The sequence below is a fragment of the Sorangium sp. KYC3313 genome, assembly GCF_052075895.1.
GTDB lineage: Bacteria > Myxococcota_A > Polyangia > Polyangiales > Polyangiaceae > Sorangium > Sorangium cellulosum_B.
Genome location: NZ_CP197255.1, coordinates 8,720,758 through 8,742,704 on the forward strand (window position 1 = coordinate 8,720,758; position 21,947 = coordinate 8,742,704).

Below are 21,947 nucleotides of genomic sequence, written 5' to 3' on the forward strand. Positions count from 1 at the left end.
CATCGCCTGTAGGCTCGCGCGCGTGCAAGCTTCGTTTGACGCCGCTGCCGGCAAAAGGCCCGCGCGGAAGCCGACCAGATTCACAACGCTGTCCCTCTCTTTGAGCCTCTGCGGGAGGATCCTCCTCGGGCTCTCCGCCGCGACGGTCACGACGTTCGCGCTCTCGCCCATCGCGCTCGCCGCCCCCAAGGGGTCGAAGTCGATCGCGATCCGCATCGAGGGGCCGAACGCAGACGCCATCCGCGAAGACATCGTGTCCCTCGTCCCGGAGACGCTGACGGTCGTGGACGACGACGCGTTCTCGAAGTCGCTGCGCAGCGCCGGCCAGACCAAGCCGGTGGGCGACGCGCTGGTGATGAAGGCCCAGCGGAAGAAGGCCATCGACCGCATCCGCAAGGCGGGCAAGGCCGCGAAGGCGGAGGGGGTGATCTACGGCGTCTCGCGGACGAACAAGAAGAAGAAGAAAGAAGTCTACCTCGTCTACGTCGACGAGAACGCCGGCGACCTCGCGGTGGACAGCGCGGTGCCGCTGAGCGGCTCGCGGGACGACCGCAGGAAGGCGCTGGAAGAGCTGCTCGGCCCGACGCTCTCGCAGATCGCGCCGGCGGCCACGGTCGACGAGGACAAGCCGAAGGACGGCGACGGCGGCGGCGGCGGCGATAAGGACGGCGACGGCGACGAGAAGAGCAGCGACGACGGCGAGAAGGACGGCGACGACGGCGACAAGGGCGGGAAGCGCAAGCCCCACGACCCCCGCTCGGCGCTCTTCTCGATCGAGGCCGGCGTCGAGTTTGCCGGCCGCTGGTTCGACTACTCCGATCCGGTCACGCAGAACCTCCGGCCCTACGACGTCTTCGGTCAGCCCGCGCTGTCGATCTCCGGCGAGGTGTACCCGCTCGCGTCGACGGACATCCCGGTGCTCAAGGGCCTCGGCATCACCGCGGGGTTCATGATGGCGCCCGGCCTCAACTCGGCGGTGGGCGACGGCGACCCGCTCGGCACGACCTACCAGCGCATCAACCTGGGGCTGCGGGAGCGGCTGTCGATCGGCGAGTCGTCCGTGCTCGGCATCTCCGCCGGGCTCCGGCTCCTGACCTTCGAGGTCGACGCGCCGGATTCCCTGGCCAGCACGGTGCCGAACGTCTCCTACACGCTGATCCGGGCCGGCCTCGACGCGCGGGTGCCGGTCGGCCCGGTCGCGCTGGCGCTCGGCGCCGACTACCTCTTCCCGCTCTCGTCAGGCCAGGTCTACGAACGGTTCGAGGGGGCGAGCGTGCAGGGTATCGGCGCGATGGCCGGGGTGCTCGTGCCCGTCACGACCGGCGTCGAGGCGCGGCTCCTGCTGGAGTACGCGCGGTTCTTCTCGTCGTTCGAGCCCGCGGTCGGCGACCGGTACGTGGCCGGCGGGGCGATCGACCAGTACCTTGGGGTGCGGCTCGCCGGAGCCTATGTTTACTGAGCGAGAGAGAGGTAGCACGTGACGTACATCGCTTTCCTTGGCGGGCGCACCGCGCTCGCCGCCGCCGTGATGAGCGGCGCCGCGTTGATCATCAGCTGCGCGGGGACCCTCGAGGACAAGGACCAGTACCTGGCCGGCGGCGACGGGCCTGGCGGTGGGAGCGGCCAGGGCAACGGCGCGACGACCGGCAGCGGCGACGCTGCGGCCACCAGCGGCGGCGACGCTGCGGCCACCAGCGGCGGCGACGCTGCGGCCACCAGCGGCGGCGACGCTGCGGCCACCAGCGGCGGCGACGCTGCGACCACCAGCGCGAGCAGCGGCGGTGGGACCGGATGCGCGGAAGCGCAGGCGCTCGTGATGGCGAAGTGCGCCACCGCGGGCTGCCACGATGGGCGAGCGAACCTGGGGGGCCTCGATCTGTCGGCGGGCTGGGAGACCAGGGTCGCGGGCCAGGCGTCAGACTGCGGCGGCAACGGCACGGTGATCGTGCCGGGCGATCCGGACGCCAGCGTGCTCTACATGAAGCTCTCGGACCCCCCGCCGTGCGACAGCCGGATGCCGCTCGGCCCGGAGCTCAGCGCCGACGAGAAGAAGTGTCTCTACGACTACATCGCGGCGCTCCCGCCCTGAGGTAGCGAAGGAGCGTCTGGCCGCTACAGCGGCGCGGGCGGCGCGGTCGTCACCTCGATGAGATCGCCTCGTTGGCGCCCTCGTGGCCAGACGCTACGCTCGCCGCGATGCTGCGCCGGCGCTCGTTCTGGATCGCCGCGGCCGCCGTCGCCTACACCGCCTTCGCCGCGCTCCGGGCGTCCGGCGGCCACGGGCCCGCGTGGCTCGCCCTGCTCGGGCTGCCGGCGTTGCTCGCGCTTGGCCTCCGCTGGGTAGAGCGGCCGCCGCGGGGAGAGGACCGGATCGAGCCTGCGGCCCGCGGCGCGGCCGCCGTCTGCCTCACCGGCGCCGCGATGCTCGCCGCCGCGCGGAGCGGCCCCGCCGGGCTCGCGCTGATCGCGCTCGGCAACCTCGGCGCCGCGGCCGCGGCGATGGCCGCCCTGGTCGGGCTCGCGCGCATCGCGGGCCTCGGCGGCCTGCTCGAGCCTCCGCCGAGCACGCGGCGCCTCGACGCGGCGGCGTTCGCGTCGCTCTTCTGGACCGTGGCGGTCGCCCTGCCCGCCGTCTCCGCGGTGGCGCCCGAGCGCGCGGCGGATCTCGATCCGCTGCTCATCCACTACGCCACCTCCGCCGCGTCGCTCGGCTCGCTCACGGTGACGCTCGTGGCGATCGCGCGCGTCCGCATCGCGCGGCGGCTCGAGCTCGGCGTGGCCGACAGGGTCGAGGCCGCGCTGCTGCTCACGGCGACCGCGCTGGCGGTCGGCCTCGCGGCGGCCTTCGTCGGCGTCGCGCCCCCCGAGTCGATCCTGCCGGTCACGAGCGCCGCCGCGGCGGTCTGCGTCGCGTTCTGCACCGTGGCCGCGGACGCGGCGCAGGTCTCCCGCGCGCTCCGCGGCACGCTCGCCGTCGCGACGCTCGCGACCCCGCCGGCGCTGCTCGCGGTCTACGCCGTGCACCAGGCGCCGCGCGGCGATCTCGGGCTCCGCGGCGCGCCGCAGTCCTCCGTCGGCGTCGCCGTGTTCGGCGCGTGCGCGCTCTGCGCGCTCGCGGGGCTCGCGGCGCCGGCGCTCGCGCGCCGGTTCGCGCCGGAGGGGGCGCGCTGGCTCGGGGCCTTCGACGCCGCGACGCGCGCGGCGATGAACCCGGAGCCGGAGGCGGCGCTCGAAGCGGCCCTCTCCGCGCTGCGCGAGGCGTCGGACGCCGGCGTCGCCGGGCAGGCCCCGCCGGCGCTCTACCTGCTCTCGCCGCCGGAGCAGGTGACCGTCGATCGCGCCGGTTACAAGCACACCGAGCCGGCGGAGGTGCCGGCGCGCCTCATCGAGCTCGCCCAGCTCGAGCCGGAGCGCGTCCTGCGCGTCGAGGCCGCCGAGGCCGTCGAGGTCCGGCGGCCGGAGGTGCGCCCGCTGCTCGCCTGGCTCGCGGAGCGCGACGTCGGCGTGGTCGCCCTGGTGAACGACGCGGAGGGCCCGATCGGGGCCCTCGCCATCCCGCGGGCCCGGCGCGCGTCGCCGATGACGCTGGAGGAGGTGAGCGGCCTGCGCGCGGTCGCCGACCGGCTCGGGGCGGTGATCGCGGTCTCGGCGACGCTGTCGGGGTCGCGCGGCCGCGAGGTCGCCGCCCGCCGCGAGGCGGAGGAGCGCGCGCGCGAGGTGAGCCGGCTCGAGCGCGCCGTGGCGCAGGGCGCGGGGCGGTTCCGCGCGATCGCGGCGCTGCTCGCGCGGCCGGCGCGGGCCGCCGCCTACAGCCCCGCCGCCCGCTCGGCGCTCGAGCAGCTCGAGCGGCTCGGCGTGGCCGGCGGCCCGGTCACGCTGCTGACGGCGCCCGGGATCGACGCGGTGGCGTGGGGCGCGGTCGTCCACCTGACCTCGCCGCGCGCGGGCGGCCCGCTGGCGATCGTCGACGGCGCGGCGCCCGTCCCCGAGGGGTTCGCGCAGGCGTTCGCGCAGGCGCGGGCCGCTGCGCCGGCGCGCGACGAGGCGGCTGCGTTCGAGGGCTCCGCGGGGACGCCGAGCGCGCTCGCGCTGTGGCGCGATCCGGACAGCTCGCCCATCGAGGCGGCGCGGGGGGGCACGCTGCTCGTGCTCGACGCCCAGGCCTTGCCGTCCGAGGTGCAGAGCTACCTCGGCGCGGCGCTGCCGGACGACGTGGGGCTCGTCGTGGCGGTGCCTCAGACCGTGGACGCGCTCGCGGCGACCGGTCAGCTGAGCGAGCGGCTCGCGGACCGGCTCGGCGACCGGGCCGTCGCGCTGCCCTCGCTGTCGTCGCGCGCCGAGGATCTCCGTGCGCTCGCGCTCGATCACCTCGCGCGCATCGGCGTCCGCCTGCGGGGCCGGCCGTTCGGCCTGGATCTGCGCGCGCTGCAGGCGGTGCTCGACCACCCGTGGCCCGGCAACGACGCCGAGATGGGCGCGGTCCTGCTCCGCGCGGCGCTCGTGGCCAAGGGCGACGTCATCGGCGAGAAGGATCTCGCGGCGATCGGCTTCGCCCCGCCGCCCGGGCCCGCCGGCGGGGCGGACAGCGTCCGCGGCGAGGCGCGCCGCGCCCGGCGGCGGCGCGCGGACCCGAGGGGGTAGGCTACACCTCGGGCGGGGCCCGCCGCGCTGCCCTGGGCGGCACGCCGGGGCGGAGCTGCGCGGGCTGCAGCATGCCCTTCCGGAGGAAGTGATCGAGCATGTGCTGGCAGCTGGGACAGGGGTCCACGGGATCGCCGGCGTCGAAGTACCTGGACGCCGCTGCCTGGATCGCGATGCCGGCGTCGGGGATCTCGCGCAGCGCCCGTCGCGTCCCTGCTTCGTCCAGGGAGCCGGGCCGGAGCGCGTGCTGCCGCTCCCATGAAGCAAGGTAATCGCTGAGCGCCGCGGGCGCCGAGCACCGTCCTGGCTCGACGGGGATCCGCGCCGGCTCTCCCCTGGAGAGCGCGTCGATCCATCCGCGGTACCACGCGGTGAAGCTGTCGTGGGTCGGGACGACGCCGAGGCCTGCCGCGCGCAGATCCGCCCAGACGCTGCCGGCGCGCGGGCCGCGGATCACGAGCACGGAGAAGTAGCCGCAGCCCATGTGCGCGAGCGCGACGGTCCCGCGGACGACCTCGTCGGACTGGAGCGCGGCGCGCTGGGGGGCGGTCAGCGTCCGTGGATCGGGCCGGTACGCCCTCGTGTGGGGGAATTCGCCGGTGAGGCTCTCGATCTGTCCAGGGCCGTCGAGCGGCAGGAGCCCGTGGTACGGGCCGGCGCCGGAGCTGCCGACGTGGGTCAGGAAGGCGGCGTAGTCGGCGGGGATGCGTGCGCCGCACGACGCCTCGATGCGCTCGATGTCTCGCCGGGTGAGCGGCGGGTGGAGCCGGTATCCGTGCGCGCGGGCGCCGAAGCGGTTGAGCCACGGATCGTGATCGCGGTGGAGGTGGTCGAGCGCCGCGGCGGCGCCCGCGAGGAAGCCCTCGACGACCGCGACGGGAGCGGGATGGTGGAGCCCCTCGGCGCGCAGGCGCTCGAGCGACCACGCCGCGGCGGCGCTCTCCGGGTGCGCCCTGGCGTAGGCCGCGAGCCTGTCGTACGCGGAGGCGTCGCCGTCGCGCGCGGCGCGGTGGTAGGCGTGGATCGGGAAGGCGGTCGGGTGCGCCGGCTGCGCCTCGAGGACGGCCTCGAGGTGGCGCAGGCCCTCGTCGGTGCGGCCGGCCTCGCAGAGCATGGCGCCGAGGTCGCAGCGGGCCGAGACGTCCTCGGGATCGAGGCGAGCTGCGGCCTCGAACGCGCCCTGGGCCGCGTCGATCTCGCCGCGCTCGCGGAGGGCGTAGGCCAGGCTCACGGCGGTCGCGAACGTCGGATCGAGCTCGAACGCCCGGCGGGCGAGCTGCACGGCGTCGTCGAGGCGGCCGAGCTTGCGGAGGATCATCCCGGAGACCCAGGCGACCTGCGGGTGGTCCGGGTGGCTCGCGCGGAGCGCGTCGAGGACGGGCAGCGTCTTTTCCAGGGCGCCGCGGGCCTTCGTGTCGGGGTGCTCGTCCGGGTAGCGGCTCAGGAGCTTGACGAGGCGGTAGACCGCGGCGTCGACCTCCATGCGCGCCACGTTCTTCGGGGTGAGCTCCGGGGCGCCCTTTCGCGGCGTGGGTTTCTGCTTGCGCCGCCCGGTCCTGGACATGCCGAGACGGTAGTCTGCCGACGCGGGGGCACCAAGGAGCGACGGAGGCCTGCGGCGCATCGCGCGCGCCGGGAGAGGTCTGCCTCGAGGTGGCCGGGACCGCCCTCCACTCGAGCGAGCTCTCTCGGATCCTGGAGCCGGCCGGCGGCGGGGCGGCCTGGGAGCCGGCGCCGCGTGGGGGGACGCCCGCCGGCGTGCTCCGCCGCGTGGGGGGACGCCCGCCGGCGTGCTCCGCCGCGTGGGGGGACGCGCCTCGGGGAGCCGCCGCCGCGTCGCCGACGCGCCCCGGGGAGCCGCCGCCGCGTCGCCGACGCGCCCCGGGGACACGGCAACGGCGGGGGGACCGCCGCCGCGTCGTCACGGCGCGGCCGAGCACGTAGAGGAACCGCCGGCGGGTTGCAGTCGGCACGCCCGTCGCCGAGCATGCCCGCATGGCGCGAACGGCCCCTTTTCCGAATGCGATGGTGATCCCCGGCATGAACCCCGGCGTCTTCATCCTCGGCGGCGGCGGGGGCGGCGGAGGTGGAAACGGTCGCGGCGGAAATGGCCGCGGCGACGGCCAGGGCGGTGATGGAAAGAACGGCGGCAACGGCGCGCGCGGCGGCGGCAAGGACGCTGGCAGCTGCGGGCCGGGCAGCGGCGGCGGCTGCCCCAACCCCACGCACGGCAGCGCCGGCGGCACGCACGCGGGCGATCCGGTCGATCCGATCACCGGGCGCGTCACCACGGTGGCGGTCGTCGACCTCGCGCTGCCCGGCGCGATCCCGCTCGTGATCAAGCGCAGCTACAGCTCGGCGCTCGCCGAGGAGGATTGCGGCCTAGGCTTCGGCTGGACGCACTCGCTCGCGTGGCAGGTCGAGGAGGGGCGCCGCGGTCTGCGGGTGCTGGAGCCGCACGCGGCGGCGACGGAGCTGCCGCGGAAGCTCGATCAGGGCGAATCGGCGCGGCTGCCGTGCGGGGTGCTGACGCGGTACCCTTGGGGCTACGCGCTCGCGGCGGATGGGCTGGCCTACCTGTTCGCCGAGCCGCGGGGCAACCGCTGGCTGCTGAGCCGGATCGTCGACGTCCACGACAACGCCATCGCTCTCGCCTACGACGACGGCCTCCTCGTGCAGGTCATCGACAGCGTGGGCCGCCTCGTGCGCGTGCGGCGGCACGGCGACGGTCACATCGCCGCCTTCGAGGTCAAGAACGCCTTCGCGCACGGTCGATGGGAGACGCGGCGGCGGTACGCGTTCGACACGCGCGGCGATCTCGTCGCGGCCGAGGACCCCGCGGGGCACGCGCACCGCTTCGCCTACGACGAGGACCATCGCCTGGTGCGGCGGGAGGAGCCCGGCGGGCTCGTCGCCGAGTTTCGCTACAAGGACAGGCGCTGCACCGAGGCGTGGTGCCATCGCGAGGACCGACGCGCTCGGCGGCGCCGCGCGTTACGAGCGCGACGCGCGCGGCGATGTGGTGGCCGTCTACGACGACATGGGCTTCGTCGTCGGATTCGCCTACGACACGCGCGGCCTGCTGATCGGCGCGACCCTGCCGAACGGTGGTGAGACGCGGATGGAGTACGACGCGCTCGCGAACCGCGTCCGCGTCGCCGAGCCAGACGGTGCCGAGCGGCGCATCCGCTACGACTTCCTCGGCCGGGTGATGGGTTTCGCTGACGAACGCGGGCACGAGACCCGCTTCGCCTACGACGCCTGCGGGAGGCTCGCGGCCGTGTTCGGGCCGGGCGGCGCCGTGACGCGCTACGACTTCGACGCCGACGGCAACCTGGCGAGGATCGCCGACGCCGACGGGCGCACGACCACGCTGCGCTGGGGCGGCTTCCACGTCGTCACCGAGCTCGTGAGGCCCGACGGGAGCACGGTGCGGTACCGCTACGACCGCGAGCAGGACCTGGTGCGCATCGTCAACGAGGCCGGCGAGGAGCACCGGATCGAGCGCGACGCCGAGGGGCGCATCACCGGCGAGCGGACCTTCGACGGGCGGGAGATCCGGTACAGGCTCGATCTGCTGGGCAGGATCGTCCGGAGGGAGTGCGGTCTCGAGCGCGTCGACCTGGAGTACGATCCGCTCGGCAGGCTCGTGAAGCGGAGCACCTCCGACGGGCGCGAGGACGTGTTCGAGTACGATCCGCTCGGCCGGATCGAGCGCGCGGTCAGCGGCGACATCGAGTGCGAGTACACCTACGACCGGCGGGGGCGGGTAATGACCGAGGTGATGCGGCCGGGCGCCGACGTGCTCGCGGCGTTCGCGTGGACCTACGACGCGATGGGCAAGGCCACCTCCGTGCGCGGGCCGGGGGGCGAGATTGGCGTGCAGCGCGACGTCAGGGGGCGGCCTGTGGCCGTACAGATCGGCGGGGAGAGCGCACCGCTGCGCCTCGCCTACGATGCGCGCGGCTTCGAGGTCGAGCGGCTGTTGCCAGGCGGCGCCACGATCGCGACCGACGTCAGCGCAGAGGGGTTGATGGAGCGGCAGCGCGTGCTCGGCAGACCCACGGCTCCGCGCGTCCGTCCGGGTGAGCCCGCGTGGGTCGGACCGCTGCCGTCGCGCGAGATGTGGCGTAAGACATATGCGTGGTCGCCCGCGGGGCTGCTCCGCGCCGACAAGGATCTCGGCGGTAAGATGGGAGAGCTGCTCCGCGATACGAACGGCCGCGTCGTCGAGCGGCGCAAGGGTGGCAAGGTCGCGGAGCGGTTCCGCTTCATCGCGACGGGAGAGGTGGAGCCAGCTGGCGAGCGGCGAACGTACGCGCCCGGGGGGAAGTTGACGGTGCGCGCGACGGAGCAAGACACCGTACGGTACGACTACAGCGAGCGCGGCGATGTGGTGCGGAAGCGCGTGAGCGAGCTGGACGGCGAGGGGGAGGTGCGGCGCGAGCTCGTGTGGACCTACGACTGGAACGGCGACGGGCGGCTCATGGCGGCGCGAACCCCGGAGGGGAGGACGATCTCGTTCGCTTATGATGCCTTCGGACGGAGGATCGAAAAGCGCGTGGCGCGGCTCGGACAGGTCGAGAGCGTGACCCGGTACGCCTTTCGCAGCGACGTGATGGTGCATGAGCGCACGCAGCGTGCGCGCGACGGGGAGTCCCCCGTCGTGGAAGAGCGGAGCTACGTCACGCTTCCGGACAGCGTGCTGCCGCTCGCGCAGCGGGAGGGCGCGGCAGGAGCGCTCAGGTACTTCGTGCATGGCGTGAACGGGTTTCCGGAGGCGCTGTTCGAGGGAGACGGCAGCGTCGCGGCGGAGATCGAGGCAGGACTCTACGGCGATGTGCCGGCGGAGCTGGCGGGGATCACGCCGCTCAGGCTTCCAGGGCAGTACGCGGACGAGGAGACCGGGCTCCACTACAACGGGCACCGGTACTACGACCCGGAGACCGGGGAGTACCTCAGCCCGGAGCCGATCGGGATCGAGGGGAGCCTCAATCCGTATGCGTATGTCGACAACTACCCGATGGATTGGGTGGATGTCGACGGGCGCCTTCGCTGTGTCCTCACCCGCCGCAACGGCACACAGGTCGTGAGGAGCAGCGGAGGCAGCGAGGAATCAATTCACCCTGCGGTCGCAGCGGCCTTACCGAGGACGAACGCTCGACAGCCAGGTGATCCAAGACCGCCGGAAGGGTGCGCCGAGCCGCAAGCCCTCTCTGAACACCTCAGAGACTGGGAACGCCGGACCGGCCGCTCGTGCGCCCCTGGAGATCCCAACTGGCAGAGGAATCTCAACAGCGCGCTCCGCGAGGTCGACACCATCCGCTCGGAAACCGGATCGAACGACGCTGTGCCGGCGTGCCCGAACTGCTCTCAGCTCATTCCCCGACTCTGGACGATGGCCGGGCGACCACCACCGAGCGAACGCGTGATTGGTGGAGGCACAAACGCGAGCCAAAGCTATGCGTCCCATCCGACCAGCCACCTCAGCCGTCCAAACGCACACGGTGCCATGAATCTGGGAATTTGGAACGTAGACAACGGCCAGTTTTCGAGGCGACGATGACCTCCCGCAAGGCGTTCCACCGTGGCTTCGACACCATCAAGCTGCCGGCGAGCCTCGTGCTGCGGCTTGACCGCCGCGACGAACACATCGAGTTGCGCATCGACGGCGTCCGCGTCACGGAGCGCCCGGTCGGGCGGGGTAGCCGGGTGTCGTTCGATCGGAGCTTTTCCAGGGCGCACATCGCTGAAGTCGTATTCGAGCACCGCCTCGCCAAGCTCCGCGCCGAGGGGTTCGCCGCTGGCGGTCAATCCATCACGAGTGCGTCCCCCCAGGAAGACATGCTCGCCGCAGCTCAGCTGATCGGCGCACAGCTCGAGCGGCGCGGCGACCCGACGGGTACGCTGATCGCGTTCCAGGTCGAGCGGCTTCGTCATGATGGGGACGATGCGCGTGCCATGGCTTGCGAGCTCCTCGAGTCGACGAAGGAGATGACCTTCGGCCCGATCCCCGACTTCCGCGAACCACTGACGTGCGTCGACGATGGTCACGATGGCCTCGTCGGGTGGGTCTACGACGACGACGCCACCCTCGACGAGGAGCTCCGGCCGGAGCTCGAGCAAATCGGCCGCGACTCGCTCGGCTTCTCGCCGGACGACCGCGGCATCTCGCTCGGCGTCGTCGGTCTGCACCGCTTACGTCGGCTCCTGGCGAGCCCCGCCGGACGCTCGCTCCGGTCTCTTCGCCTCATGACCTTCGGCACGCTCGGTCCGTTTCTCGACGTGCTCAACACGTACGGGTGCGCATCGGCGGTCGCATCGCTCGTCGCCCGCGGGGCCAGCGCGGCCATCGGCGCCGCGCTGGCCGACCTTCGGGGGCTGGGCGCGCCGGAGCGGATGGTCGGGGCGTTGCTCGCTCAGCCTGCGCCGGCTCTGCGTTACCTGACGGTATTTCGTGGCGACGATGACGTGCGGGGAGCCCTCGCGCCGCTCGGTCCAGGAAAGCTCCCGGCGCTCGAGCACCTCGGGCTCTGGTATCGCCCCACGCGCCCTGACAGGCTCCGTGTACTCGCAGCACATCCTCTGATCCAAAGACTTCAGTCGCTCGAGATCTGGTCGGCGGATGACGCCAGGAGGTTCCCTTTCGAGGATCTCCTCGCCCTGCGCCCAGCCCTCTCTCACCTCGCGCGGCTCCTCCTCGGAGGACACCTCGTCCCCTCACACGTTCGGGAGAGATTCGCCGATTGGCCCGCCGTCGAATTTGTGAGCCACGACCGCCGTGAGGTCATCGCGCTCGACATCGCCGCCCTCGGCTGGGCACGGGCGATCCGATGATTCCACGCTGAGCTTGAGGGGCGGGCCAGCCCGGCCATAAGCTCGCCCGCGGGGCGGGCCGCGCGCAGGCGCGGAGCGCCGAGCACGGACCGGGGGTGGGCATCCGCTGCCGCCCTCTCTCGCGCGGCTCCCTCATCGGGCACCGGAGCTCCCGGCCCCCTCAGCCGGACGTCCGGCGGGAGCGCGACGGGTCACGAGGCCGCTCAGTAGAAGCGGTAGCCGAGGCTCGCCGGCGCCGCGAAGACCCAGCCGTCGAGGCCCTTCATGACCGTCGGCGAGACGCTCAGCAGGAGCGCGCCCGACGTCCAGCCCGCGCTCGGCAGGTCCGCGAGCACCAGCGACACGTCGACGCTCCCGCCGAACGCGAGCGTCTCCACGAGCGCGCTCTCGGGGAGGCTGCCCTCGCGCGCGTTCACGGCGACCTCGCTCCGACCGTAGTTGAGGTGGACCACCTCGGAGGGGATCTCCCCCTTGATCCCGGTGACCTTCGCCACCTGCCCCACCGGGCCCACGAGCCCTGAAAGGCCGAGCCAGAGACGCCCGAGGCGCATCGAGACGGAGGGGCCGCCGACAACGAGGTAACCGCCGCCGAACCGGTAGCCGCCCAGCACACGCGCGCCAAGGTGCAGATCCTCGGAGAGCGCAACCCCGATGAACGCCTCCCCGCCGGCAAACGGACCGAGCGCCGGATCGAAGCTGGCATGGCAGACCTCGTCGTCGCAGGGCGCGATGAGCTCACCCTCCGGGATGTTGTAGCTGTACGAGTACGCGCTCAGATCGCCGAAGCTGCCGGCGTCCATCAGGCCGAGCAACGCGCCGCCGGCCACCCCGGCCTCGATCACGAAGCTCCCGGTGTGCCTCGGCGAAGATCCAGCGCTCGGCTCCGGCGCCTCGGCCGCGGGAGGTGCCGCGGGCGGCGCATCGGTCTCCGGCCCCGCGGCAGCCTTCCCCCGCCCCGCAGCGCGCTTCCCAGCCTCCGCCGCAGCCGCGCCCTTCCCCGGCCCCGCAGCGCCCTTCCCCGGCCCCGCGGCGCCGTCCCCGGCCCCCGCGCTCCCCTTCTCCGGCGCCGCCACCGGCGCCGCCGGCGAGGGCGCTTCCGCCGCGGGCGCAGGCTGCGCAGCGGCCGAGGCGTCCTTGGCGAGCGCCGGCACAGCCACGGTCTTCCGCTCGCCCCGCTTGATCGAGACCGACTTCTCCCACGGCTTTCTGCCAGGTGCGCTCGCGCTCACCTTGTGCTGGCCAGGATCGATCGGCCTCGCCTGGCCCCAGAGCGCGCCGTCGAGCGGCGCCCCATCCAGCATCACCTCGAGCCCCTCGATCGCGGCCGCCCGCGGCACGCTCAGCGTCAGCCGCGGGAGCGACAGCTCCAGCCTCGCTCCCCTCGCCTTCGCGTCGGCCTCCAGGCGCTTGTTGCCCTCCTTGCGGGCCGCCGCGCCGAGATCGATGTACTCGGACCACGCCGTCGCGATCTTGCCCTGCTTCTCGTGGCACATCGCCAGCGCGAGGAGCGTCGCCGACCTCGGGCTCAGCCTGTAGCTCTCCTCGAGCTTCGGGCAGGCCTCCGCGACCTTGCCCTTCTTCATCAGGCTCTTGCCCTCGTCGAGCAGCGCCTCCGCCTGCGCGAACGCGACGCCCGGGCTCACCGCGAGCGCGAGCGCGAACGCGACGCCGGCAAGGCGCGCGCAGGCGCGCCCGGCGCGCGGCCACGCATCGAGGCAGGAGCCGCGGCGCCGCGCGCGCCAGGGGGAAGCAAGCAACTTGTCGGAAGTCTCAGCGTCTTGCCGGTTCAAACGGTTCGTCGCTCCCAGGGCGATGCCCGTGAGGTGATGTCGAAGGCGCGAGCGCGTGGCAGGCGCGCCTCTCCAAGGAGGACGGAGCGTACCACGCCCCGTTTGAGCCGAGCAAAGCCGCGCGCGGGGCGTCGCGATGACAGGACGGGCGCGTGGCAGGCGCGGGTCAGCCGGCCGCAGAGCGCTCGTCGAGCAGCTTGATGCCGGCGGCGACCTCGCTGGCGAACGACTCGGCGAGCGCCCGGGCCTGGCCGAACCGCGGCGGGACCTCCCGGGCGGCGCGGGCGAGCGCCGCGACGGCGAGGTCGTGGGGCTGGCGCAGGAGGACGCGGTACGCGAGGCTCCGGCCAGGAGGCGTGGCGACGACCGCGAGCGTCGAGGCCGACCACGCGAACGGCGGATCCTTCCGCGCGGCGGTCGCGAGATCCGTGAGCGGCGTGCGCGTCATCCAGAGGGAGAGCGCCTCGGCGAAGTCCGGCGGGGCGAGCCCCGGGACGCCGTGGCCCATGTCCGCGAGGCCGACGCGCCGGGTCTCGACCTGGACGCCGCGCAGCTGCCGCCACCGGAGCAGCCGCGGGGGCGGGCGCTGGCCGCGGAAGCTCGCGCGGCCCGTCCACCAGGCGACGAGCGCGTCCGTGCGAAAGCAGTCGAGCACCCGCGCGAACGTCGCGTGCCGCGAGAGCGCGGACCCGACGTCCGCCGGCGCGGGCACGAGCTCGCAGAGGTCGCGCACGCTCGCGAGCAGGCGGGGATAGCGGCTGCGCGTGAGCACGCTGGCGAGCTCGTGGTTCGTGAGCTGGAGCAGGTCGTTCAGCGCGGCCAGGAGCGCCCACTCGGCCGCGCCGAGCTCCGGGAGCACGTCGATCGGGGCGATGAGGCGGGCGACGCGGACGCGGACCAGATCGATGCGCGAGCCGAGGTCGCGATCGATCGCCGGCGCGCCGTCGCCGAGGAGGAGCGCGAGCCGGACGCCGAAGGGGCGCACCGGGCGCAGCGGACCGCCGAGGACGAGCGGGGCGAGCACGTTCGCCTGGAGCTCGGAGAGCCGCTCGGCGATCGCTTCAGGCTGGGTCATTGGGGCGTCCGGCCAGGGCCCGGCGGCAGCACCCTCGGCTCGGCCAGCGCCTCGGACGGGGCGAGGTCGCGCAGCGGCCGGATGCCGACGCCGCCGAGCACGACCTCGGGCAGCTCGGTGGCCAGCGCCGCCGTGAGGCCCGCGGACGACACGGCCACCGCCGACCATTGCTGGGCCTCGAGCAGCGCCGTCTCGAGGGGGACGAACGCCTCCTCCGACACGCCGATCGCCCCCCCGTCGCGCCCGATGAACAGCGCCTGCCCGGCGGGGGCGCCCAGCGCGCGGAACAGCACGCCGGGCGCGACCGCAGGGACCGCGTCGTACCCGGCGGGGATGTAGAGGCCCGGATGGACCTCCCGGAAGAACTCGCCGACCGGGATCCCCTCGATGCCTGTGGGGTGCCGGAGGAACGCGCCTGCGGCGGTGAAGGCGATGCGGGCGCGGCGCAGGGTCTCGGGGCCGAGCGCGTAGGCGACGTGCCGCAGGAGCGGCATCTCCTGCGGCCGGATCCACGAGGCCGTGACCGACCGCCACGGCTCGGAGCTCGGGACGAGGCGGAGCGAGAGCACGACCGACGCGGGGCGCAGCGCGTCGCCCTCCGCCACCTTCGCCGCGACGGGCTCGCGGCCGAGCTCCACCCGGGCGAACGCCGCGACGTCGCCCATCGCCGGAAGCTTCGCGATCTCCAGCGCCTCGCGGCCCCCGCCCCGGAAGAGCACGAGGCCCGCCTCGCCGAACACCGGGCAGGCGCGGAGGTTGACCGGGTGCCGGAACCCCACCTCCACCGCCGCGCCCGGCGCGACCGGGACGAAATACCCGAGCCCCGGCGTGCTCGTGAGCAGCGGGACCATCCGGGCAGGGATGGCCGGCACGCGGAAGAGGTACCGGAGCACCGGGGCGTCATCGAAGCTCGACTCCGGCGGCCACTCGCACAGGCCGACCTCGGCCTCGACGCTGCTCCGGGAGAAGTAGCGGATCAGCGCCGGGCCGAGCCCCGACTCCGCGAGCAGCCAGCGCGGGCCCGGGTCCCGCCCGGCGGACGGATCGAGGTGCGGCTCGAGCCGGAGCAGCAGCGTGCGCACGTCGACGCGCCGCTCGACCTCGTACGTCTGCGAGAAGGCGTTGTGGTAGAGCGAGAGCGCCGCGTCGCTGGGCAGGATCTGCGGGACGTCGTACCCGAACGGCGCGGCCGCGTCGCGGTACTGGACGAAGTGCCGGCTCGTGCCGGTGAAGCTGTAGCCGCCCGCGAGCCGCGCGATCTCGGCGACACGGTCGAGCCGATCGCTGCTCTCGGCCGCGAACAGGAGGGTGACCTCCCGCGCCCCCAGCTTCGAGCGCACGATCTCGACGACGAGCGAGCGGAGGATGTCCGCGAGCGAGCCCTGCCGCGTGTAGAGCGCCAGGAAGGCGACGAGCCGATCGAGCGACGGCAGGAGGACGAGCCCCTTGGCGCCGAGCGCGACCCCCTTGGCGTCGAGCCCGAGGCCGGGCGTGCGCAGCCGGGTCTGGTGAACGGCGACGCGATCGAGCATCGAAATGGCTCCCGCCGCTCGAGCCTGACGAAACTGACGTGACTGACGTAACTGACGTAACTGACGTGACTGACGTGACGTCGAAGGAGCAGCGGAGCCGACGACCGTAGGAGGAGCCGCCGGATCCGTCAAGAGAGGCCCGCCGCGCGCGCCACGACGTCGCCGGCCGGATCGCCGCGTCCGCGACGCTGCCGGGTTCCCGTGACCGCGAGACTGGAACTGCCATGAGCGACGGCGTAGTCTCTTTCGCGAATGCGCCCCGTCGGAACACCGCAGGCCCACGCGGCCCGGCGCCATGAGATCGCCTCTCCGCTGCGCCGGAGCCCCCCCTCGGCGCACATCCCACGGACCACGTCGGCCAGCGCATGAGCTCCGCGCACATCGAGTCCGCACGGCCGCTCGTCGCAGGCCGGTTCCACATCGAGCACGAGGTCGGCCGCGGTGGGATCGGCACCGTGCACCGCGCCTTCGACGTGCAGACAGAGCGGTACGTCGCGCTGAAGATCATCACGGCGGTCGGCGTCGACGCCGAGGGCCAAGCCCGGCTCTCCCGCGAGGGGCAGATCCTCTCCGAGCTCGATCACCCGGGGATCGTGAGGGTCGTTGCGTTCGGGACGCTCGAGGCGAGCGCGGTCGACGCGGAGGGGCGGCGGATCGAGGAGGGCGCGACCTTCATCGCGATGGAGTGGCTCGACGGCGAGGATCTGGCGGCGCGCCAGAAGCGCTCCCCGCTCTCGCTGCGCGAGGGGATCGAGGTCGGGCGGCAGGTCGCGAGCGCGCTCGCGGCCGCGCACGCCGCGGGCGTCGTCCACCGCGACATCAAGCCGTCCAACATCCTCCTCCTGCGCGGCTCGCCGGGCGCCCCGCTCCGCACCAAGCTCGTGGACTTCGGCGTGGCGGCGTCGAAGGAGCTCGTGCTCACGACGGACGCGGGCGGCCTCGTCGGCACGCCGGCGTACATCTCGCCGGAGCAGGCGCGCGGCGACGCGACGGTGGACGCGCGCAGCGATCTCTACTCGCTCGGCGCGACGCTGTTCGAGCTGGTCGCCGGCCGGCCCCCGCACATGGGGCCGACCTCGATCGCGACCCTCGTCCGCCTGGCGACGACGCCCGCGCCGCGCCTCTCGGAGTTCCTGCTCGACGTGGTCCCGGCGCTCGACGACCTGATCCACGCGCTCCTGCTCGCCGACCGGGAGCTCCGGCCGAGCTCGGCGCGCGAGGTGGCGGACAGGCTCGCGGCGCTCGCCGACGAGCCGTACCTGCCCACCCCGTCGCCGCTGCGCGTGAGCGACAACCCGCCGGGCGCGATGGGGACGCGCCTCGTGACCACGATCGTGGCGCTGCACGTGGCGACCGGCGAGGAGCGCCAGCGGGAGCTCGAAGCGCTGCGTCGCCGCGGGGCCGACGCGCTGCCGCTCGGCACGGACTCGATCGCCGCCCACCTCGGCGTGCGGCAGGCCCACGGCGACGAGGCGTCCCGCGCCCTCGAGGTCGGGCTCGCGCTCGGCGGCCGCGGCGGCCGCGTCGGCGTCGCCTCCGGCCGCATGCGCGTCGACAGGACACGCGCGGCCGGCGAGGTCGTCGACCGCGCGGTCGCGCTCGCGCGCGAGGCGGGCCCCGGCAGGGTCCTCGCGGACGCCACCACGGTGGAGCTGTCCCGCGGGCGCTTCACGGGCGAGCCGCTGGAGAGCGGCGCCGTGCGGGTGCTCGCGCGCGCGCCGAAGCGGCCCGACGCGCAGACGCCGTTCGTGGGGCGGGACGCCGAGCTCATCACGACCGTCGCGGCGTTCGAGCGCTGCGTGGAGGACGGGACGCCGGTCGTGATGAGCATCTCGGGGCCGCCGGGGATCGGCAAGAGCCGGCTCGCGCGCGAGTTCGTCGCCCGCATCGTGGATCGACCGGATCCGCCGCGGCTCATCCAGCTGCGCTGCGAGTCGTTCGGCCGCGCGCAGGCGCTCGGCGTCGCCACGGACGCGCTGCGGGTCCTCATGGGCCTGCCGAAGGGCGCGTCGCTGGAGCAGGCCGAGGACGCGGTGCGCGCGCGGCGGCCGCTCCACGGCGACGGCGGGCTCCTCGCGCGCCTGCTGGCGAACCAGCCGTTCCCCGACGGCGTCGACCTGCGCGGCGCGCGCGACGCGCTCTACCTCTCGATGACCGACATCGCCGTCGACGCGGCGTCGAGCGAGCCGTGCGCGCTGCTCGTCGAGGACGCGCAGTGGGCCGACCCGGAGAGCGTCGCGTGGCTCGATCACCTCCTCGGGCGGGCGACCGGGAGGGCGCTGTTCATCCTGCTCATGGTGCGCCCCGCGTTCTGGCGCGACCAGGGCCAGCGCTTCGCCGGCCGCGACCACGTGCGCGTGGAGCTGCGCCCCATCGCGCGCCGGGCCACGCGCGAGATCGCGCGGGCGGTCTTCAGCGCGGCCCCGGCCGCGCGGCCGTTCGAGGACGCGACGCTCGACCGCGTCGCGCAGCAGGCGGCCGGCTCGCCGCTCTTCGCCGAGGAGCTCGCGCGGGTCATCGCCTCAGGCAAGGACGCCGCCACGGCGCCGACCATCGAGGCGGCCATCCAGGTGAGCCTCGACGCGCTCGACGAGCCCACCCGGGAGGCCGTGGTGCGCATGAGCGTCTTCGGCCTGTCGGTGTGGGACGTGGGCCTCGCCGAGGTCGGGGTGGCAGAGCCCGCGACGGCGCTGAAGAAGCTCATCGCCGCGGAGCTCCTCGTCGCGCAGCCCGCGTCGCGCTTCCCGGCCGCGCGCGAGTTCCTGTTCAAGCACGCGCTCGTCCGCGACGTCGCGTACGCCTCCGTCGGCGACGAGCTCCGCAAGCGGCTGCACGCCGCGGCGGCGCGCTGGCTCGATCGGCTCGGCGAGGACAGCGCGACGGTGGCGCAGCACTTCGACCTCGGCGGCGAGCACGAGGAGGCCGCGATCCGCTGGGAGGCCGCCGCGCGGCGCGCCCTGGCGACGAACTCGCTCCGCGACGCGGTCACCATGGCCGATCGCGCGCTCGTGTTCTCCCCCGACAAGCCGACGGCGTTCGCGCGCGCGGTCCTCCTCGAGGAGGCGTACTCGCGGCTCGACGCGCGCTCGCCCGAGCGCGACTCGGCGATCCGGGCGATGTGGGAGAACGTCTTCGACGAGGCGAGCGAGCTGCGCACGCTGACGGCCCGCGCGCGCTACGACCACGCGTGCGGCTCCGGGATCGACCTGGAGGAGCGGCTGACGGCGCTGCGCGACCGCGCCCGGTCGATCGATCTCGTCGAGGAGGAGGCGCAGTGCTCGGCGACGCTGGCGCAGGTCCACGCGTTCGCCGGGCAGCTGGCGATGGCGGAGCAGGAGGCCGCGCACCTGCTCGACCTGGCGGCGCGGCGGAACCTCGTCTGGGCGGCGGTCGACGCGTGGCAGACGCGCGCGGTCGCCCACCAGACGCGCGGCGAGCCGGCCGCCGCGCTGGGGGCGCGCCGGAACGCGGCGCGGGCCGCGCGCCGCGCCGGGCTGCAGGAGCGCGAGGCGATGCTGACGATGAACGTCGGCTTCGCGCTGACGACCATCGGCGCCCGGGAGGAGGCGCTCCAGGAGATCGAGGGAGGCATCGCCAGGGCGCAGGCGATCGGCAGCTCCGGGGCGGCGCGGCACGGGCAGATGATCCTGCTCTGCTGGGCGGCGACGTTCGGCCCCGAGCCCCGGCTCGACGCCGTGCTCGCGGAGCCGCGCGCGAGCGCGGACGAGGCCGCGGGGAGCATGTGGGTCGTGCGCGACCGCGTGACGCTGGGCATCCTGTTCTACCGGGGCTGCGAGCTCTTGCGCCTCGAGTCGTCGGGCCTGGCGCGGGCGCGCTCGCTGCTGAAGAAGGCCACCGACGCGTACCGCGTCACCGACAACCGCGACGTCCTGCCCGTGGCGCTCGGGTTCTGCGCCGAGGCGGAGCGCCGCTTCGGCAACGCCGAGCAGGCCCGCGAGATCGCGCGGGAGGCGGCGGCCCTGGTCGAGGCGGGCGCGCCGAGCCTGCTCAACGAGGCGCCGATCTACCTCGCGCTCCACGACGCCTGCGTGGACATGGGTGATCTGGAGGGCGCGCGGGCCGCGATGGAGCGGGCGATGCCCCCGCTCCTGCGCCGGCTGAAGGGCCTCGAGGGGACGCCCTACGCCAGCTCGTTCCTGCTCAACCTGCCGCAGAACTCGGCGCTGCTCGCGGCCGCCGAGGCCTACGGCTGCGTGCCGCCGGAGCTCGAGGTGATGCTGAGCGGCCGGCCGTAACGCCCCGCGCGGCGCTCCGGCGCCCCCTGGCGCGGCCTCTGGCGGTCAGGCCGAGCCCGCGGCGCTGCCGGTCACTTCCGCGGCGCGGCGCCGCCGCCCGCCTTGGGGGACGTCGACGGCACCTGGCGGAGGTTGATGGTCAGCACCTCGTCGCGCGTGAACACCACGAAGCGCGCCTCCGGGGTGTACCCGTCGGCCGTGACCCGGACGCGGTGCCCGGTGCCATCCCGGCTGAACCTCGCGAAGAACGGGTTGCTGGGGAGCTCCACGTCGTCGAGGTAAATCTTCGCGTCCAGCGGCGTGGCGATGATCCGGAGCTCGACGAGGTTGGCGACCGGGGGCGCGTAGGTCGGAGGAGAAGGGGTCGCGGGCTCGTCCCTGGCCTCCGTCCGAGCATCGCTCTCCACCTCGGTCGCCGTGGGTCGGAGCGTGAGGACCGCCCACGCGCCGCCGATCAGCAGCACCGAGAGCACGGCGATCCCCGCGCTCCAGAGCGCCTTTCGCCGGGTCGACTTGGTGTTGGCGACCATGATCGTGGGGATCGTCTGGCGGTTCGAGATGCTGTCCTCGCGCGACGGGTCGTCGCCCAGCATCTGGTCCCCGCCCGGCGCGGAGAACTGCTGGGACATCTGCGAGAGCGGCATGCGCTGAGACCACGGCACGGCGCCGCGCTCCTCGAGCACGGGCAGGATCTCGAACTCCTCCCCGCCCTCGGCCGCGCCGGCGTGGAGCCGCCCCAGCTGGTCGCTGATCGCGGACCTCACCTCGGCGCGGCGGTGCGCGAAGGTCTCACCGATGAGGCGACCGATCTCGGCCGAGGAGGGGCGGCGGCCCATCGTCGCCAGGTACGCCTCGACGTCGTCACGCATCTGGGCCGCCGTCGCGTACCGCTCCTCGGGCGCCATCGCGAGCGCGCGCGAGCAGATCCGCTCGAGGGCGTCAGGCGCCGCGGGCCACCGCTCGCGCAGCTTCGGGATCTCGCCGAACGTGAGCCGCTGGAGGATCTGCACGTCGGAGAGATCCCCCCAGAAGCGCTCGCCCACGACGAGCTCCCAGAAGATGAGGCCCATCGAGAAGATGTCCGCGCGGCGGTCGACCATCGTCGCGAGGGCCTGCTCCGGCGCCATGTACCGGATCTTCCCCTTCACGACGCCGGTGCTGGTGTCCGCGTCCCGCGTCGCCCACTTCGCGATGCCGAAGTCGACGACCTTCGCCTGCCCGTCGTAGGTGACGAAGATGTTGTGCGGGCTGATGTCGCGGTGGACCACCTGGAGCGGCTGGCCGTTGAAATCCATGAGGTCGTGCGCGTAGTGGAGCCCGGCGAGCGCGTCGGCGAGGATCGCCAGGTAGACCGCGCGGTGACGCGACGGGTCGATCTTCCTGCAGATCCGATCGAGGGAGTGCCCTTCCAGGTACTCCATCACGATGTAGTACTGCTCGTCGATCTGGCCGCACTCGTACGTCTGCACGACGTTCGGGTGATTCAGCCGCGCGGCGAGCCTCGCCTCGTCGAGGAACATCGCGTTGACCTCGGGCTCGGTCGCGATCCCCGGCTTGAGCCGCTTGATCACGACCAGCTTCTCGAACCCGAGCGGGCCGCGATGCGCAGCGAGGAAGACCTCGGCCATCCCTCCCTGCCCAAGCTTTGCGATCAGCCTGTATCTCCCGAAGCCTCTCGCGGACTGCACGGGGAGCCGGACGATCATCGATGACGAGGTCACAGCACCTGATCGTTCGTAAGGATTGCTGACTCGTCAAGCAGACTCATGGAGATGTGCATCCCTCCGGCACAGCGGAGCCCCGGGGCGAGGAGCGC

The 21,947-nt window shown here is 73.9% G+C and carries 12 protein-coding genes; 7 read left to right on the top strand and 5 right to left on the bottom strand.

Features of this window, described 5'->3' with window-relative positions:
• The first annotated feature begins 100 nt into the window (after nucleotides 1-100).
• The 3 genes from ACSRUE_RS33140 to ACSRUE_RS33150 all read left to right on the top strand — a co-directional run bounded on the left by ACSRUE_RS33140 (nucleotide 101) and on the right by ACSRUE_RS33150 (nucleotide 4,641).
• Entirely contained in the window at nucleotides 101-1,459 is a 1,359-nt protein-coding gene (locus tag ACSRUE_RS33140; RefSeq protein ID WP_441287090.1) for a hypothetical protein, read from the top strand.
• 18 nt (nucleotides 1,460-1,477) lie between these two features.
• Nucleotides 1,478-2,089 (top strand): hypothetical protein, encoded by a 612-nt coding sequence (locus tag ACSRUE_RS33145; protein WP_441287091.1) that lies wholly within the window; start codon nucleotides 1,478-1,480, stop codon nucleotides 2,087-2,089.
• 107 nt (nucleotides 2,090-2,196) lie between these two features.
• Complete coding sequence (locus tag ACSRUE_RS33150) at nucleotides 2,197-4,641, top strand: hypothetical protein (RefSeq protein ID WP_441287092.1); 2,445 nt, start codon at nucleotides 2,197-2,199, stop codon at nucleotides 4,639-4,641.
• A 1-nt stretch (nucleotide 4,642) separates the two neighbouring features.
• Here the strand turns inward: ACSRUE_RS33150 and ACSRUE_RS33155 are convergent, their stop codons facing one another.
• Nucleotides 4,643-6,205, bottom strand: coding sequence for a tetratricopeptide repeat protein (locus ACSRUE_RS33155; RefSeq protein WP_441287093.1), 1,563 nt, complete (start codon nucleotides 6,203-6,205; stop codon nucleotides 4,643-4,645).
• A 431-nt stretch (nucleotides 6,206-6,636) separates the two neighbouring features.
• On the opposite strand from ACSRUE_RS33155, the gene ACSRUE_RS33160 reads away from it, so the two are divergent.
• The 3 genes from ACSRUE_RS33160 to ACSRUE_RS33170 are packed head-to-tail and all read left to right on the top strand — an operon-like array spanning nucleotide 6,637 to nucleotide 11,478.
• Nucleotides 6,637-7,755, top strand: a complete 1,119-nt coding sequence (locus tag ACSRUE_RS33160) for a DUF6531 domain-containing protein (RefSeq protein ID WP_441287094.1) — start codon at nucleotides 6,637-6,639, stop codon at nucleotides 7,753-7,755.
• Nucleotides 7,661-10,207, top strand: a complete 2,547-nt coding sequence (locus ACSRUE_RS33165) for an RHS repeat-associated core domain-containing protein (protein ID WP_441287095.1) — start codon at nucleotides 7,661-7,663, stop codon at nucleotides 10,205-10,207. The genes ACSRUE_RS33160 and ACSRUE_RS33165 overlap by 95 nt, the downstream gene beginning before the upstream one ends.
• Nucleotides 10,168-11,478 carry a hypothetical protein gene (locus ACSRUE_RS33170; protein WP_441287096.1) on the top strand — a complete coding sequence of 437 codons (1,311 nt, stop codon included), beginning with the start codon at nucleotides 10,168-10,170 and terminating at the stop codon, nucleotides 11,476-11,478. Before ACSRUE_RS33165 ends, ACSRUE_RS33170 begins: the two co-directional genes overlap by 40 nt.
• A gap of 203 nt (nucleotides 11,479-11,681) precedes the next feature.
• Here ACSRUE_RS33170 and ACSRUE_RS33175 read toward each other — a convergent pair whose 3' ends face one another.
• The 3 genes from ACSRUE_RS33175 to ACSRUE_RS33185 all read right to left on the bottom strand — a co-directional run bounded on the left by ACSRUE_RS33175 (nucleotide 11,682) and on the right by ACSRUE_RS33185 (nucleotide 15,875).
• The gene (locus tag ACSRUE_RS33175) at nucleotides 11,682-13,235 is read right to left on the bottom strand and encodes a hypothetical protein (RefSeq protein ID WP_441287097.1); all 1,554 of its coding nucleotides are present in this window, start codon (nucleotides 13,233-13,235) and stop codon (nucleotides 11,682-11,684) included.
• Nucleotides 13,236-13,434: 199 nt separating this feature from the next.
• Nucleotides 13,435-14,343: a hypothetical protein gene (locus ACSRUE_RS33180; RefSeq protein WP_441287098.1), complete on the bottom strand. Its 909-nt coding sequence runs from the start codon at nucleotides 14,341-14,343 to the stop codon at nucleotides 13,435-13,437.
• A complete protein-coding gene (locus tag ACSRUE_RS33185; RefSeq protein ID WP_441287099.1) occupies nucleotides 14,340-15,875 on the bottom strand; it encodes a hypothetical protein in 1,536 nt (511 codons plus the stop codon). The genes ACSRUE_RS33180 and ACSRUE_RS33185 overlap by 4 nt, the downstream gene beginning before the upstream one ends.
• A gap of 365 nt (nucleotides 15,876-16,240) precedes the next feature.
• Here ACSRUE_RS33185 and ACSRUE_RS33190 point away from each other — a divergent pair, with 365 nt between their 5' ends.
• The gene (locus ACSRUE_RS33190) at nucleotides 16,241-20,131 is read left to right on the top strand and encodes a serine/threonine-protein kinase (protein WP_441287100.1); all 3,891 of its coding nucleotides are present in this window, start codon (nucleotides 16,241-16,243) and stop codon (nucleotides 20,129-20,131) included.
• Nucleotides 20,132-20,202: 71 nt separating this feature from the next.
• Here the strand turns inward: ACSRUE_RS33190 and ACSRUE_RS33195 are convergent, their stop codons facing one another.
• Entirely contained in the window at nucleotides 20,203-21,759 is a 1,557-nt protein-coding gene (locus ACSRUE_RS33195; RefSeq protein ID WP_441287101.1) for a protein kinase domain-containing protein, read from the bottom strand.
• Between the last annotated feature and the right edge of the window lie 188 nt (nucleotides 21,760-21,947).

What these genes read in the sequence shown, in the direction of transcription:
- ACSRUE_RS33150 (WP_441287092.1), top strand. Translation starts at nt 2,197, where the DNA reads ATGCTGCGCCGGCGCTCGTTCTGGATCGCCGCGGCCGCCGTCGCCTAC.
- ACSRUE_RS33155 (WP_441287093.1), bottom strand. Translation starts at nt 6,205, where the DNA reads ATGTCCAGGACCGGGCGGCGCAAGCAGAAACCCACGCCGCGAAAGGGC.
- ACSRUE_RS33160 (WP_441287094.1), top strand. Translation starts at nt 6,637, where the DNA reads ATGGCGCGAACGGCCCCTTTTCCGAATGCGATGGTGATCCCCGGCATG.
- ACSRUE_RS33180 (WP_441287098.1), bottom strand. Translation starts at nt 14,343, where the DNA reads ATGACCCAGCCTGAAGCGATCGCCGAGCGGCTCTCCGAGCTCCAGGCG.
- ACSRUE_RS33185 (WP_441287099.1), bottom strand. Translation starts at nt 15,875, where the DNA reads ATGCTCGATCGCGTCGCCGTTCACCAGACCCGGCTGCGCACGCCCGGC.
- ACSRUE_RS33190 (WP_441287100.1), top strand. Translation starts at nt 16,241, where the DNA reads ATGAGCTCCGCGCACATCGAGTCCGCACGGCCGCTCGTCGCAGGCCGG.
- ACSRUE_RS33195 (WP_441287101.1), bottom strand. Translation starts at nt 21,759, where the DNA reads ATGGCCGAGGTCTTCCTCGCTGCGCATCGCGGCCCGCTCGGGTTCGAG.